Genomic DNA, 15,765 nt, shown 5'->3' on the forward strand with positions numbered 1-15,765 from the left:
TATAATTATGTCTTTTTATTTCTAATATTAATAAGTTCTTTGCAATCTATTCTTTCTTCTCTGTTCTATATTCTTTTTTCTAAAAAAACAGGATTTATTCTACCCTCTAATTCTCTTTTTTCTATTGGTTTCGTAATCTTCAAAAATCATTTCTCCCAAACCTTTTAAACCTGTATAAAATGCTTTACCCTGATTTGCTTTTGTAAACGCCTTTATAAATTGCATTAAATACGGATCTTGCGCAATCATAAAAGTAGTTATCGGAATGTGTAATTTTCTGGCTTGCTGTGCCATTCCATAACATTTGTCTACAATGTATTTGTCTAGACCATTACTATTCTTATAATATTGTCCGTCTGGCAAACGCAAGCAACTTGGCTTACCATCGGTAATCATAAAAATTTGTTTGTTGGTATTTCTTTTTCTTCGGAGTAAATCCATCGCTAACTGCAAACCTGCAACCGTATTTGTGTGATATGGTCCTACTTGTAAATAAGGCAAATCTTTAATTTTAATTGCCCACGCATCATTTCCAAAAACAATAATATCTAAGGTATCTTTAGGATAACGAGTAGTAATTAATTCTGCCAACGCCATCGCTACTTTTTTAGCAGGAGTAATTCTGTCTTCTCCATATAAAATCATAGAGTGACTTATATCAATCATTAGAACCGTACTCATTTGGCTTTTGTGCATGGTTTCTTCCACCACCAAATCGTTTTCGGTAAGACTAAAATTATCTATTCCGTTATTTACCTGCGCATTTCTAATGCTTTCTGTCATAGAAACTTTGTCTAAGGCATCACCAAATTGATATTCTCTTAAATCTCCGGTATGTTCATCTCCTATTCCTGGAGATTTACTTTTATGATTACCAGCACCACTTCGTTTTATTTTTCCAAAAATATGATTCAATGCTTGCTGACGAATAGCACGTTCTGTTTTTGGAGTAATCTTATTAACTCCAGTCCCATCTCCTTTTACCTCTTCCTTTATGTAGCCTTTCTTCTTTAAATCTTCAATAAAGTCATCAATAGTATAATTTTCATCCGTTAATTTATATTCTTTATCTAAAGAACGCAACCAATCTATGGCTTCATCAAAATCTCCAGAGGTATGTGTTATCAATTCCTTAAAAATTTCGAATAATTTTTCGAAAGGAGATTGATTTTCTGCTTCATAGGTTTTAAAGACAAAACCTTTTCTTTTATTATTTTTTTTCATCACTATAAAAGTACAATTTTATACGGATGAAAAATAAAAATTAACATTGGATTACTATATGTATGCATAAATTTGTTTTATAATATTCTAAAAACATTAGACAAAAATTAATTATATTTACCATATGGCAAAAATAATTATTACAGGTGGTACGGGTTTAGTCGGCAAAAGATTATCAAAATTACTGATTGATAAAAATCATGAAGTTGTAATTTTAAGTAGAAATCCCAAAGAAGAAAATGAATTTAAATGGGATATTTCTTCTAATTACATTGATGAAATAGCACTTTTAGATACCGATTATATTATTCATTTAGCCGGAGCAGGAATTGCAGACAAACGTTGGACTAAAGAAAGAAAGCAAATAATAATTGATAGCAGAGTAAAAAGCGCCAATTTACTGTATGATAAAATTAATGAGCTTAAAATTAATTTAAAAGGTTTTATTTCTGCTTCTGGCGTTGGTTATTACGGCGCTGTTACTACAGATAAAATATATGAAGAAACAGACAAAGCAGGTACTGATTTTTTAGGTGAAGTTTGCCAAAAATGGGAAAACGCCGCACAGCAATTTTCAACAAAAAACATTCCGGTAACAATCTTAAGAACCGGCGTTGTTTTAACAGATAAAGGCGGTGCATTAGACAAAATGAAAACACCTATTATAACTCCTTTAGGTTCTGGAAAACAATTTTTACCTTGGATCCATTTAGATGATTTATGTGCCATCTATATAAAAGTTATTGATGATAATTTAGAAGGTGTATTTAATGCCGTTGCTCCAGAACACCACACTAGTAAAACATTCTCTAAGGAATTAGCAAAAAGCATAGGCAAACCTTATTTAGGAATTGGAGTTCCTAGTTTTATGTTGAAGCTTGTATTTGGCGATATGGCAAAAATATTATTAGAAGGAAGTAAAATTTCGGCAAAAAAAATCGAAAAGAACGGATATTCTTTTCGATTTAAAACACTTAAAAAAGCGTTGAATAATTTATAATGCTTCTTAGAAAGTAGAAGTAATATTTAAAGCCACATCACTCCATGTTTTAGAAACTCCGTCTGCACCTTTATGTAAATCACTACAAACTGTATTTAATGATGCTAAAGCCTCAGAAGCATTCCATTTAGTGATATCCATAGTAGCTGTCATTTTAAAAACATTCTCTACAATAGTATACGTAAAAGCTACTTTTTCTGTAACTCCATTCATTTTAATTTCTGCTACACCATTAACGTCATCTGTTATCAATAATTTACCAGAAAGTAATTTTGTATTATCCATTACACCAAAGAAGAATTTTTGAATTTTAAAATCTCTACTAGTGTCTTTTGTAAAAATACTACTTACAGGAATTGAAAACTCTGTATTATTAATAGCATCTTTAATAGAAGCTCCTTCTCCTCCAGAAATAATATCAACTTTATTAAATTGACCTCCTACTGGAATTTTATCTGTAGTTTTATACGCTACAAAGTTAATTTCATTTTTTGCCTTCTCTAAAGAAAAAGCTGCTGCACTCTTTTCTGTTTTAATTGTATCTTCTACTTTCTTATCAGATTTTTTATCTGATTTACAAGATGAAAAATTAAACGCTACAATCATTAATAATGATAAAACTACTACTCTTTTCATAATGTTATTGTTTACTGTTTAAAACTATTTTTGCTAAATTAATATATTCTTGTTTTGCTACGTCAGATTTCATGCCGTTTAATTGCATCCATGCATTTAATTTAAATGCGCTTCTAACGTTATGCTCGTCATTAAAAGAAAACTTATTACCAAAATTGGCTTGCTTATTGTAAGCGTAAAATTTTAGCATAATGTCTGGAGCAATCACTTTTTCTAATTTAGAAATTCTATAGAAAGCTTCGTTAAAATCTTTGTCTAAATCAGATTCCATATCTTACTATTTTTCTGCAATTACTTGAACTCCTCCTTTTACTGTATCATTTAAAGATACATTTAGCTTTGTACCTAATGGAAGAAAAAGGTCTACTCTAGAACCAAATTTAATAAAACCTGCATCTGCTCCTTGTACAGCTGTATCACCAACTTTTGCATAATTAACAATTCTCTTTGCCAATGCACCTGCTATTTGCCTGTATAAAACATCTCCAAAAGCTGCATTATTAACAACTACCGTAGTTCTTTCGTTTTCTGTAGATGCTTTCGGGTGCCATGCAACCAAATATTTTCCTGGATGATATTTACTATATTTTACAACTCCACTCATAGCGTATCTGGTAACATGCACGTTAATAGGAGACATAAAAATAGACACTTGTAATCTTTTTCCTTTAAAGTATTCTGGTTCTTCTACTTCTTCTATAACAACCACTTTACCGTCTACCGGTGCAACTAATACGTTGTCATTTAATGGAGCAACTCTTTTAGGGTTTCTAAAAAACTGTAGTACAATTACTAAAAAAGCAAGTAATAAAACTTGAATTGCTTTAACAAGCCAAGGTATACTAATTAAATTATCGGCTAGCAATACACCTACTATTGTTATTATAAAGGTAATAACAATTATTTTATACCCTTCTTTGTGAAAACGAATCATACTTAAATTATAAAATTAATATACAAATATACAAATGGTGCTGCAAATAACAAACTATCCAATCTATCTAAAATACCACCATGCCCAGGCATAATAGTACCACTATCTTTAATATTGGCTTGTCTTTTAAATTTAGATTCTACTAAATCTCCAATAGTACCAATTACACTAACAATAACAGCTATAACTAACCAATTTACTACTGTAAAATCGGTATTTAATTTACTAATTATAAAGGCCGCAATTAAAGCAAAAGCCAACCCACCTAAAAAACCTTCTTGTGTCTTTTTTGGAGAAACAGAAACAAATAATTTTCTTTTCCCAAAATTTTTACCCACTAAAAAAGCAAAACTATCATTTACCCATATCATAATTAAAATAGAAATTATTAAATACCGATTATATTCTCCGTTATAAATAGGTAGAAGGATTAAAAAAATCATAGAAAAAATAGGGTACCTAATTAGTAAACCAGATTTAGATCTATCATTAGAGAAAGAAATTTCTTTTTTAGTAAATAAGTAATAGATAAGAGATAAAGAAGAAACTATTGTAATTCCTAAAATAATAATTACGGCATAGCTTTCTGGCCTTTTTAACATTAAAAATAATGTTAAGCTAAAGAAAATATACCCTATCAATCCTTTAAATTTAATGAGTTTAGAAAATTCCCAAACGCACAACAACCCAAAAATAGTTGTTAGAACCACATACGATTCTTTTGAAAAAAGAATCGCTGATATAAAAATTAAAACGTAAATTATGCCTGAAAGACTCCTTTTTAAAAGGTTACTCATATTATAAATCTTCTAATAGCAGCAAATATAAGTTTTTTGAGTTACTGTTGCCGTAGTTTAAGAAATTATCATCATTTTTATGGATGTTATAATTTTTTATGGCAGAAATATTGGTAGGCAAATTATCTTTATGATGAATTTTAATACCTGTTAACCCTTCTCCCATATCTTTAACCAACTGACTCGTAGTTGCGTAAACGATAAAGTTTTGAGGCATCTCTGATAACTTAATACTTTTTAATTGTTTTGATGAAAATAAAATATCTCCATTATCTGCAATTAAATGTTCGCAATTTAAGAAAACAGGAAAATTTGAATTGAAATTTCTATTCATTGCTACCTCATGTCTATTTAAAAAGGAAGATAACTTGTCATCTAAAAGCGTTAATTGATTCCAATTATTCTCTTTTAAAATACTCTTTAAGTTCTCTACAACTTCACTTTCTTTTAAACAATATAAAAACTTACCTCCTTTATCAAGAAAGTTATGTACAAAAAGATCATCCAAAGAAAGATCTACTTCTTGTCTTTGGATGTCCTTTTCTTCTTTATTGGGTATGTTGAATAGCTTTTTAAAAAAATTCATTTATTATTCTTCAGTTTTTAATTCTACTGGAGGAATCTCTTTTTTATCTTCAACGATTTCTACTTCAAGAGCTTCTTCAAAAGGTCTTTTACCGAATATCTTTTCTAAATCGTCTTTAAAAATAACTTCTTTTTCCAATAATAATTCTGCAAGAGTCGTTAATTTATCTTTATTTTCTTCTAAAATTTCTATTGCTCTTACATATTGAGCTTCAATAATTTTAGAAATTTCTTGATCTATTGTTTTACCGGTCTCTTCACTATAAGGTTTAACAAAACCATCGTTTCCAGAAGAATCATAATACGTAACATTACCAACTGCTTCATTTAAACCATAAACAGTAACCATTGCTTTTGCTTGCTTGGTCACTTTTTCTAAATCGCTTAAAGCTCCTGTAGATATTTTATTAAACATTACCTTTTCTGCAGCTCTACCACCCATGGTAGCACACATTTCATCTAACATTTGCTCTGTCTGCACAATCATTCTTTCTGCTGGTAAATACCAAGCAGCTCCTAAAGATTGTCCTCTAGGTACAATAGTAACTTTAACCAATGGTGCAGCATGCTCTAACATCCAACTAATAGTTGCGTGACCTGCTTCATGAAAAGCAATTACTTTTTTCTCCTTTGGTGTAATTACTTTATTTTTCTTCTCTAAACCACCAACAATTCTATCTACAGCATCTAAGAAATCTTGATGATGAATTGCTTTTTTACCATTTCTGGCAGCAATTAATGCAGATTCATTACACATATTAGCAATGTCTGCCCCAGAAAAACCAGGTGTTTGTTGTGCTAAGAAATCTATCTTAACATCTCCTGCTAATTTTAAAGGCTTAATATGTACTTCAAAAATTTCTTTTCTTTCGTTGATGTTTGGTAAATCTACATAGATCTGTCTATCAAAACGACCCGCACGCATTAACGCACTATCTAAAACATCTGCTCTGTTTGTTGCTGCTAGTACAATAACATTTACATCTGTACCAAAACCATCCATTTCTGTTAATAATTGATTCAACGTGTTTTCACGCTCGTCATTACCACCAGTCATACTATTTTTACCACGAGCTCTACCAATAGCGTCTATCTCATCAATAAAGATAATAGAAGGAGATTTCTCTGCAGCTTTTTTAAATAAATCTCTTACACGAGAAGCACCCACACCTACAAACATTTCAACAAAATCTGAACCAGATAAAGAGAAAAAAGGAACATCTGCTTCACCTGCAACCGCTTTAGCTAGTAAGGTTTTACCTGTTCCTGGAGGTCCTACTAATAAAGCACCTTTTGGAATTTTACCTCCTAATGAAGTATATTTTTCTGGATTTTTTAAGAAGTCTACAATTTCTTGTACCTCTTCTTTAGCACCTTCTAAACCGGCTACATTTTCAAACGTAGTTTTTACCTTTGTGTCTTTATCAAATAATTTTGCTTTAGATTTACCAATGCTAAATATTTGACCTCCGCCACCAGCTCCAGCTCCACCGCCAGACATTCTTTTCATAAAAAACAACCAAACAGCAATTAATATTATAAAAGGTAAAAAACCTAGAATAGTATCAAAAATACTTGTTTTGTTTTCATTTTTTATATCAAAGTCTAGCTCGTTTGCTTGTCTTGCTTTTTCAACATTATTTTCGAAATTTTGTAAATCCCCAAAATTATAGTCATAAAAAGAAGATCCTTGCGTATAAAAAGCAGAGTTTATAATCTTACTATAACGTTGTTTTTTTTGTGCTTCTTCTTTAATATAAATCTGAGCTAAATTGTTATTTAAAACAACAATTCTAGAGATATCATTATCTTTTAAGATATCATTAAACTCATTTTTAGAAATACTTTTAGTAGCTAAATCTCCACTACTAAAAAACTGAAATGCCATTATTACAACAAATATTGCACCATATATCCAATACGCGTTAAACTTAAATTTAGGCATATTAGAATTACTATCTTTTTTTGAATCACTCATTTATTTAAAAAATAAAAAGATTAAACTGATTTTATCTCTGTAATTTTAGCATCACCCCAAAGACTTTCAATATCATAATAGTCACGAACCTGTTTTTGAAAAATGTGTACCACTACGTTTACATAATCCATTAAAACCCACTCAGAGTTTGTTTGGCCTTCTATATGCCAAGGTTTGTCTTTAAGTTCTTTGCTTACTATTTTTTGAATAGAACCAGAAATTGCATTTACTTGTGTATTTGAGTTTCCCGAGCAGATTACAAAATAATCGCATACAGTATTCTCTATATCTCGTAAGTCTAATAATTGAATATTTTCTCCTTTTACCTCATCAATCCCTTTAATAATTAAAGCAATTAAATCATCTGTACTTACTTTTTTATTTGTCATTAACTTTTTTCTATATTTAACGCAAAGTTATTATTTTTTTGCGAGTATTTTGTGTATTATTACAGTAGTTTACACTTTATTTAACACTTGAAAACAATCAAACTTAGTGCCACCGATTCTACGAATTCTTTTTTAAAGGATTTAGCTCAAAATTCTACCCTAGAGAATTTTACAACTGTTGTTACTCAAAACCAAACAAAAGGGAGAGGTCAGCAACAAAATAAGTGGGTTTCCGAACCACATAAAAACCTAACATTCAGCGTATTCATAAGTTTTAAAGATTTAAAGGTAGTTCAAAAAAAATATTTAAACTTTGCTATTTCCTTATCTATTTATACTGTTTTATTAGCTAAAAACTTACCTAAACCATCTATAAAATGGCCTAACGACATTCTGTCAGCAAACAAGAAAATTTGTGGCATTTTAATTGAAAACACCTTTTCTGGTGATCGTATTAAAAATTCTTTTGTAGGAATTGGCTTAAATGTAAACCAAGAAATTTTCCCTGAACACTTAAAGAACGCTACTTCTTTAAAATTAGAAACGGGTTTAGAGTCTAATTTAGATCTTTTATTATCTAATATTTTAGAAGAAATTCAAAAAAACATAAAATGCTTAACTTCTCAAAAATTTAAACTTTTGGAAGAAAAATATTTAGATGTATTGTATAAAAAAAATATCCCTACTATGTTTAAAAATAGTAAGGATGAAATTTTTATGGGAATGATTTCTGGAATTTCAGATTTCGGAAAACTACAAGTTCTATTAGAAGATGATATTATCCAAGAATTTGGACTTAAAGAAATTTCTTTTCTTTAAAGTTTTCCTATATTTTCTGTAAGCGTATCTACAAATTTTGTCAATGGTTTTTTAATCATCATTGCCATCATTGCATTAAATTCTCCATCGAATTTTAAGCTTACCTCTGTTTTATTTTCTGCAATTTCGTTAATATCCGCAGCTAAAGTAAAAGGTAATTTACTACTTGCAGCACCTAATGTAATATTAGTAAATGGTGTTTTTTCTTTTAAAACGAGTCTAATCTCTGGCATACCAGGCAAACCGAATATAAAAGATTCACCATCAACTTCAAATTTTTGAATATTCTCTGGCATTAATTGCTCAAAGTTCTTTAAATCTGTAAAAAAAGTAAACACTTCTTCAGCAGATTTCTCTATAGTAACTGTATTTCCGTTAATATTCATGCTTCAATTTTATTGTTTCCACTCACTTGGGTTCTTTCTCCAATCATTTAATGTTGCCAACTCTTTATCTGTAATATAATTACTATCTAAAGCTTGTTCTAACAAGTTTTCGTAATTACTTAAAGTAGTTAATCCTACATTTTTTTCTTCAAAATTCTTCTTTGCAATATCAAATCCATAAGAAAAAATAGCAACCATACCTTTTACAACACCACCCGCTTCTTTTAAAGCTTCCACTGCATTTAAGCTACTATTACCTGTACTTATTAAATCTTCAATTACAACAACATTTTGTCCGCTTTCTAAATGCCCTTCAATTTGGTTCTTTCTACCATGCTTTTTTGGCTCTGGCCTAACATAAATAAAAGGAACACCTAATTGTTGCGCTACTAAAACCCCAATAGCAATTGCACCTGTAGCAACACCAGCAATAACATCTGGCTTACCATATTCTAATTCTACAAGTTTTGATATTTCTTCTTTAAGAAAAACACGAACTGGAGGATAAGATAAAGTAACTCTATTATCACAATATATTGGAGACTTCCAACCTGACGCCCAATTAAAGGGATCATTTGGGCTTAACTTTATTGCTTTTATTTGCAATAAAAGTTCAGCTGTTTTTTTTGCCGTATCTTTGTTTAAAATCATATCGCAAATGTATAAAGTTTTTGTAAATGATACGCCAATAATTTTCACTTCTTCTTCACAAAAAGAAAATATTTTTCCTGTTTACAATTTTAAGAATGTTGTTTTTGATGAAATTATTCTGAAACTAAAAAACAATGAACTTAAAGGAGTTATTTTTTACTCGACTGACTTAGAGAATGATTGGAAATCTTTTTTAACAAATATGAAAGTAATTCCCGCCGCTGGCGGATTAGTGCTAAACCCCAAAAAAGAAGTTTTATTTATTTTAAGAAACGGTGTTTGGGATTTACCTAAAGGATGGATTGAAAAAGAAGAAACAATAGAAACCGCAGCAATTAGGGAAGTAACAGAAGAATGTGGCATTTCTAACCTGCAACTTATCAAACCTTTAATTACTACTTATCATATTTATTTTCATAAAGGAGTTAAATTAAAACAGACTTATTGGTATTTAATGACTTCTAATTATTCAGAAAAATTAACACCTCAACTAGAAGAAGGCATTACCGAAGTTGTTTTTAAAAATAAAACAGCCATTGAAGCTGCATTAGAAAATACGTACGCTAACATTCAATTAGTGTATAACACCTATTTAGAAACCACTAATTAGTAAAGTACTGAAGATTAATTTAGGTTAAATCTGAAAGTTAAGGTACTTTTTTATATTATTTTTTCTTCTTAACTCCGTTAAACACTTCTTTTTTAGTTAGTTCATATTTATGAATTGGTAACCTACTTATCTGATAAATACATTTGTATGGATTAACAATCCTCACAAGAAAGGTCTTTTTTTAAAAAAACCGTCTATCTTTGCCGACTTTAAAAATTACCAAATTATGACTGAATTTATTAGAAAAATATTACCAAACGCAAAAGATGATGTACTTGCCGGAATAACCGTTTCCTTAGCAATGATACCAGAAGTTGTAGCTTTTGCCTTTGTAGCACAAATAAGTCCTATTGTGGCATTGTTCGGTGCTTTTGTAGTAGGAATTATTTCAGCAAGTTTTGGTGGAAGACCAGGTTTAATCTCTGGAGCCGCAGGTGCCGTAGCAGTAATTTTTGTACACATGATACAAGAAGGACATGCAAAAGGCTTGTTATTTGACAATCCGGTAGAAAATATGGGCTATTTTTATCTCTTAGCCGCCGTTGTTTTAATGGGGGTGATACAAATTTTTGCAGGACTCTTTAAGTTAGGTAAATTTGTACGTCTAATTCCGCATCCCGTAATGATGGGGTTTGTAAACGGTTTGGCCATTGTTATTTTTATGGCACAATTGGGAATGTTTAAAGAAAATAAAAAAGATTTCTACGGACAAAATATGCGTAAAACCGAATCTAAAGAATTGGTTTATAGCGTATCTAATAACCAAGTTAAAGATTTAGTTTCTAACACGGTAATATTTACTATTGATGATAATATCGTTAAAAATAGTACTACCAACGAAGAGTTATTTTTAATTTCTGAAGGTCAGGTTTTTGATCTTAACACTAAAAAAGTAGTTTTTAATGTTTCTGACGAAGGCTTTTATGCTGTAAAAGATTCTGGAGTTGTAAAATATAGCATGCAAGGCAACACCTTATATATAATGATTGGCTTGGTATTATTAACCATGTTAATCGTTTGGGGTTTACCTAAAATTACAACAAAAATTCCGGCTGCATTAACAGCTATTTTAATAGTTACTTTAATCTCTATTTTTAGCGGATTAAACTCAATTAATGTTGGAGATTTTATTAGAGACGGTGGTGGAGCTGGTTTAAACGGAATTGCAGAACTTTCTAAAAACTTAAATGTTTTAGAATTATGGAGCAACCTTCCTTTTAATTTAGATACTTTAAAATTTATTGCTCCGTATGCATTTTTAGCAGCGTCAGTTGGTTTAATAGAAACCTTAATGACTATGAATCTAGTTGATGAGTTAACAGAAACTAGAGGAAACGGAAATAGAGAATGTATTGCGCAAGGTGCAGGAAATATTGTAAGTGGTGCCTTTGGAGGAACTGGTGGTTGTGGTATGATTGGGCAAACGGTGATAAACATTAATGCTGGCGGACGTGGACGTTTATCTGGTATTATGATGGCCTTAACCCTACTTACCTTTATTTTATTTGCCGATAAATATATTGAGCAAGTACCTATTGCAGCGCTTGTTGGTGTAATGTTTATGATGGTGATAGAAACATTTGCTTGGTCTAGTTTTAGAATTTTAAAGAAAATACCAATGTCTGATGCTGCTGTATTAATTATAGTGTCTGCCGTAACAGTTTTCTTTGACCTAGCCATTGCAGTATTTGTTGGGGTTATTATTTCTGCTTTATCTTTTGCATGGACAAGTGCTAAGAAAATTAGAGCTAGAAAACGTTTTAAAGCAGACGGAACAAAAATTTATGAAATTTGGGGACCACTTTTCTTTGGAAGTATCACTGAATTTAATGGGAAATTTGACATCAAAAATGATCCAGACGTTGTAGAAATAGATTTTGTAGAAGCTCGTGTAACCGACCATTCTGCCATAGAAGCTATCTTTAATTTGGTTGAAAAATACCAAGCTGCTGGAAAAAAAATTACACTAAAACACTTAAGTGAAGATTGTAAATTGTTGCTATTTAAATCGAGCCCTGTTTTTTCTGAGGTTATTTTAGAAGATATTGATGACCCTCGTTATCATTTAGCTGCAAATCCTGAAGATTTCCCTAAACCTTTGGGGGAATATAAGTTTTAGAAGAAGGTATTTATAGATTGTTAAAAAAGCTCAACTTTTAAAAGTTGAGCTTTTTTGTTGTTTATCCTATTGCTAATTTTGCAGCATCTTTCCATAAATAATGTGGCATTGGCTCATTTAATTCCCAATTGATACTCATTGGTTTAGAACCATAATAATCTTTTAGATTTCCTTCTCCAATAAAAACATATCCATTAGTATTTCCGAATTCATTTTTTGCTTTTTCACGAACAAAAAGTAATATTCTTTTTTCGGTTATTTTATGATTTATATAAGACAATCCTTTTCCTGTATCTGGTCTAGCAGAATTTTGAGTTTGCCAGTGAAATAATAATTCATTTACAGCATAATCATCATACATCGTTGTTGGGGAGAAGTTTTCTTCTGATTTTATTAAATTGATAAATAAAAGTTCAGTATTTATATCCTTTTTTTCTGCTATTCCTTCTCTGATAGTAGATTTGTCATCAAAACTACTAAATTTAAAAGCTACTAATATTTGGTCTCTAGTGTAACGGCTATGTAATTTTAAAGGTTGTAGATACGGAAGATTAATTGGTAATTCTTTAAAATCTATATTTTCAATTAAGAATTCAAGAACTTCTTTTATTTCTTCCACTAAAGTAGGATTGTTTCCAATTTGTTTGATACTCTCTTCTAAAGAATTAAAAGAACCTTTTTTTAACCAAATATCATAATGAAGCATTAAAAGCATTGTTTTTTCATTTTCTTTTAATTCAGATAAAACCAATTTAAAATTCTGTTTTGCAATTTTTAAAATGAAAGTAAAATAACTTAATGAGTTTGTAGATAACCATTTATTAGAAATAGCAGAAACAATAGCCTTTTCATTTTCGGTATTAAAATCTTCTATTTTTCCTGCAAGTTGACATAGTCTTTTCCAGCTACCTCTTTTGTAAATATCTTGTAAAGGAATCGAGTAGAGCTTGCTAAAGTTTCCAATAGTTAAAGGTAAGTTTGTATCATGCTGAAAACTTTTAATTTTACTAATTAAATTCTTTTTATTTAGAGAAGTGGCAGCTGCTATATTTTCAAGAATAGTTTCTTTTGTCTTTTTCTCTAAAATAATAGAACAACCTAAAGGAAGATGAGGGAAATCATCTTCAATTTCTTTAGAAACAGTAGTATTTGTTTTACCAATTAAAGCTCTAAATTTACTTTCAAAATTATATTCTGGTTTAGAGTTTCCAACAAAATCCAACACCGTTAAACAGTCTTTTTCTTCATGAAGTCTTAAACCTCTTCCTAGTTGTTGTAAAAATACCGTTAAGCTTTCTGTTGGTCTTAAAAAGAGTACTGTGTCTATTTCCGGAATATCAATTCCTTCATTAAACATGTCAACAACAAATAAATAATTAATCTCTTTTTTCTCTAATTGCTGACGGATAAAAACTCTTTCATTACTATTATTACTTGTAAGATAAGCTGCTCTTAAACCTGCTAAAGTGAATTTTTGTGCCATGTATTTGGCATGTTCTATAGAAACACAATATCCTAATGTTCTTACATCATTTATGTCTTTTGAATATTTATCTAAAGCACCTATTATTTCTCTAACTCTTCTATCACTTCCTGTGTAAAGGTTTGTCAGTTCACTAGCTACATATTTACCTTTTACCCAACTTACGTTTGTTAAATCAATACTATCTGTAATTCCAAAGTATTGAAAAGGACAAAGCAGTTTTCTATTCATTGCTTCAGGTAACCTAATTTCTGCGGCAATTTTATTATCAAAATCATCAAGAATATCCCCACCATCCATACGTTCTGGTGTTGCGGTTAAGCCAAGTAAAACTTTTGGTTTAAAATAGTTGATTATTTTTCGATAGCTATTTGCTGTTTGATGATGGCATTCATCAACAATAATAAAGTCATAATAATCTGGTGATAAATTAGAATTTTCTAGTTGGTTATTTACTGATTGAACGGAAGCAAAAACAAATTCGAAATTATCAGGAACCATACCGTCCACCCATAATTCGCCAATATTATTGTTTCTTAAAACTCCTTGAAAAGTAGATAATGATTTTTGTAGTATTTCTTTTCTATGCGCAAGGAATAAGAGTTTAGATGATTTGTTATTTTGTTTAAAACGTTTGTAATCAAATGCGGAAATAACTGTTTTACCAGTTCCTGTTGCTGCAACTACAAGGTTTCTAAATCGGTTATGTACAGTTCTTTCTACTTCTAATTTTTCTAAAACTTCATTTTGATAAGGAAATGGTTTAATATCAAATAAAGCAGTTGTATTCACGTAAGGCTTGCTAAATTTACTTTGTTTTAATGCATTTTGAAGTTTTTCTTTATGAATAGAATCATCAAACGTTTCAAAATCTTTACTTAGCCAATAAGCATCAAAAGTTTTTTGAAATTTATCTATAATATGACCAACTTCTTTTGTTGTAATTTTTAGATTCCATTCTAAACCATCCGTAAGAGCAGATCTAGAAAAGTTAGAAGAACCTATGTATGCTGTATGAAAACCCGTGTTTCTGTAAAATAAATAAGCTTTAGCATGTAATCTTTCATTAGATGTGTTGTAAGATATTTTAACTTCTGTATTTGGTAGTTTAGAAAGTAATTGAATGGCTTTATAATCTGTAGCGCCAATATATGTGGTTGTTATTACCTTTAATTTTCCGCCACGTTCTGTAAACTCTCTTAATTCTTTTTCAAGAATTATAATGCCTTTAAATTTGATAAAAGATACTAATAGGTTTATTTGATTTGAAGAAAGGATTTCTTTTTTAAGTTCACTTTCTAAAGATAAACCGCCATTTCCTCCTGTAAATAATTCGCTTTGGGTTAACCTTGTATAGGGCGTTATTTCTTTAAGTCTTAAATCTAAATTAAAAAAATGTGCATCCGTTTTAGAAAAAACAGCTTTTAAAATTTCTCCTTCAATATTTATTAAATCTCCTTCAAACTCTTGTTTGTTAAGCTCTTCTTTTAGTAACTTAATTATTTTATTAGCAATTTCTATTTGTAGTTCTATTTTTCCTTTTATAAGCTGAAAAGCATGTTTTACCGTTAGTGCTAAATGTTTAGATAAAATACTCGAAGCCTCCTCTTTATCAATTTTAATTTTCTTTAAATAGAATTTTTCTTTGTCTAGCTTATTTAAATTCGCAGAAACTAACTGTGTTATTAATTCTTCGTAAATTCCTTGATTCATAATGCTAAAAATTCTTTTAAAATTGGTAAATCTGCATCAGCCCAATCTAAGTTAATTAATTCGTTTTTATTAACTAAAACAAAATCAGAATGCTCTTTAAATAACAATTCCCCTGAAACATAATCAGCAATAAATGGAATTAATTTAATTTTAAAATCAGAATATTGATGAATGACAGGAGTAAGTCTTTTCTTTACATCAATAATAATGTTTAGCTCCTCAAATATTTCTCTTTTTATACAATCAATTTCAGTTTCACCTTTTTCAATCTTTCCACCTGCAAATTCCCATTTCAAAGGAAGTTTCATTGTATCGCTTCGTTGAACAGCTAAAATTTTGTCATCAAAATGGATGATTGCACAAGTAACAAGGGGTGTTTTTGTTTTCAATTTTATTTAAACTATTTTCTAAAATAAATAATATTATCTTCTTTTCCTATAA

16 protein-coding genes are annotated in these 15,765 nt (G+C 29.9%); 4 read left to right on the top strand and 12 right to left on the bottom strand.

Annotation, left to right across the window (positions count from 1 at the left end; all coding sequences use genetic code 11):
• Window positions 1-99: 99 nt before the first annotated feature.
• Window positions 100-1,224 carry a VWA domain-containing protein gene (locus KV700_RS06600; RefSeq protein WP_218599568.1) on the bottom strand — a complete coding sequence of 375 codons (1,125 nt, stop codon included), beginning with the start codon at window positions 1,222-1,224 and terminating at the stop codon, window positions 100-102.
• 124 nt (window positions 1,225-1,348) lie between these two features.
• Between KV700_RS06600 and KV700_RS06605 the strand changes: the two genes are divergently transcribed.
• Window positions 1,349-2,224 carry a TIGR01777 family oxidoreductase gene (locus tag KV700_RS06605; protein WP_218599569.1) on the top strand — a complete coding sequence of 292 codons (876 nt, stop codon included), beginning with the start codon at window positions 1,349-1,351 and terminating at the stop codon, window positions 2,222-2,224.
• Window positions 2,225-2,230: 6 nt separating this feature from the next.
• Here KV700_RS06605 and KV700_RS06610 read toward each other — a convergent pair whose 3' ends face one another.
• The 7 genes from KV700_RS06610 to rsfS are packed head-to-tail and all read right to left on the bottom strand — an operon-like array spanning window position 2,231 to window position 7,543.
• Window positions 2,231-2,860, bottom strand: a complete 630-nt coding sequence (locus tag KV700_RS06610; RefSeq protein WP_218599570.1) for a YceI family protein — start codon at window positions 2,858-2,860, stop codon at window positions 2,231-2,233.
• Between the two features lie 4 nt (window positions 2,861-2,864).
• Complete coding sequence (locus KV700_RS06615; RefSeq protein ID WP_166385172.1) at window positions 2,865-3,131, bottom strand: acyl-CoA-binding protein; 267 nt, start codon at window positions 3,129-3,131, stop codon at window positions 2,865-2,867.
• A 6-nt stretch (window positions 3,132-3,137) separates the two neighbouring features.
• Window positions 3,138-3,794, bottom strand: a complete 657-nt coding sequence (locus KV700_RS06620; RefSeq protein WP_166385174.1) for a phosphatidylserine decarboxylase family protein — start codon at window positions 3,792-3,794, stop codon at window positions 3,138-3,140.
• A gap of 2 nt (window positions 3,795-3,796) precedes the next feature.
• Window positions 3,797-4,591 carry a phosphatidate cytidylyltransferase gene (locus KV700_RS06625; RefSeq protein ID WP_218599571.1) on the bottom strand — a complete coding sequence of 265 codons (795 nt, stop codon included), beginning with the start codon at window positions 4,589-4,591 and terminating at the stop codon, window positions 3,797-3,799.
• A 1-nt stretch (window position 4,592) separates the two neighbouring features.
• Entirely contained in the window at window positions 4,593-5,177 is a 585-nt protein-coding gene (locus tag KV700_RS06630) for a hypothetical protein (protein WP_166385177.1), read from the bottom strand.
• A 3-nt stretch (window positions 5,178-5,180) separates the two neighbouring features.
• Entirely contained in the window at window positions 5,181-7,154 is a 1,974-nt protein-coding gene (gene ftsH, locus KV700_RS06635) for an ATP-dependent zinc metalloprotease FtsH (protein ID WP_166385179.1), read from the bottom strand.
• A gap of 20 nt (window positions 7,155-7,174) precedes the next feature.
• Complete coding sequence (rsfS, locus tag KV700_RS06640) at window positions 7,175-7,543, bottom strand: ribosome silencing factor (RefSeq protein WP_166385181.1); 369 nt, start codon at window positions 7,541-7,543, stop codon at window positions 7,175-7,177.
• An 87-nt stretch (window positions 7,544-7,630) separates the two neighbouring features.
• Here rsfS and KV700_RS06645 point away from each other — a divergent pair, with 87 nt between their 5' ends.
• Window positions 7,631-8,362, top strand: coding sequence for a biotin--[acetyl-CoA-carboxylase] ligase (locus KV700_RS06645; RefSeq protein ID WP_218599572.1), 732 nt, complete (start codon window positions 7,631-7,633; stop codon window positions 8,360-8,362).
• Here KV700_RS06645 and KV700_RS06650 read toward each other — a convergent pair.
• Together KV700_RS06650 and pyrE are read right to left on the bottom strand one after the other, a co-directional pair.
• Window positions 8,359-8,748, bottom strand: coding sequence for an SRPBCC family protein (locus tag KV700_RS06650; RefSeq protein WP_166385185.1), 390 nt, complete (start codon window positions 8,746-8,748; stop codon window positions 8,359-8,361). The two genes, KV700_RS06645 and KV700_RS06650, sit on opposite strands and share 4 nt — an antisense overlap.
• A 9-nt stretch (window positions 8,749-8,757) precedes the next feature.
• Window positions 8,758-9,399: an orotate phosphoribosyltransferase gene (gene pyrE / locus KV700_RS06655; RefSeq protein WP_165732852.1), complete on the bottom strand. Its 642-nt coding sequence runs from the start codon at window positions 9,397-9,399 to the stop codon at window positions 8,758-8,760.
• Window positions 9,400-9,406: 7 nt separating this feature from the next.
• Here pyrE and KV700_RS06660 point away from each other — a divergent pair, with 7 nt between their 5' ends.
• A complete protein-coding gene (locus KV700_RS06660) occupies window positions 9,407-10,009 on the top strand; it encodes an NUDIX hydrolase (protein WP_218599573.1) in 603 nt (200 codons plus the stop codon).
• Between the two features lie 226 nt (window positions 10,010-10,235).
• Window positions 10,236-12,128: a SulP family inorganic anion transporter gene (locus tag KV700_RS06665; RefSeq protein WP_166385189.1), complete on the top strand. Its 1,893-nt coding sequence runs from the start codon at window positions 10,236-10,238 to the stop codon at window positions 12,126-12,128.
• A gap of 61 nt (window positions 12,129-12,189) precedes the next feature.
• On the opposite strand, the gene KV700_RS06670 is transcribed toward KV700_RS06665, so the two are convergent.
• Both KV700_RS06670 and KV700_RS06675 read right to left on the bottom strand, forming a co-directional pair.
• Window positions 12,190-15,324, bottom strand: a complete 3,135-nt coding sequence (locus KV700_RS06670; RefSeq protein WP_218599574.1) for a DUF3427 domain-containing protein — start codon at window positions 15,322-15,324, stop codon at window positions 12,190-12,192.
• On the bottom strand, window positions 15,321-15,713 hold the full coding sequence (locus KV700_RS06675) for a (deoxy)nucleoside triphosphate pyrophosphohydrolase (RefSeq protein WP_166385193.1): 393 nt from the start codon (window positions 15,711-15,713) through the stop codon (window positions 15,321-15,323). Before KV700_RS06675 ends, KV700_RS06670 begins: the two co-directional genes overlap by 4 nt.
• Between the last annotated feature and the right edge of the window lie 52 nt (window positions 15,714-15,765).

Origin of the sequence: Polaribacter sp. NJDZ03 (assembly GCF_019263805.1) — a bacterium.
Classification (GTDB): domain Bacteria; phylum Bacteroidota; class Bacteroidia; order Flavobacteriales; family Flavobacteriaceae; genus Polaribacter.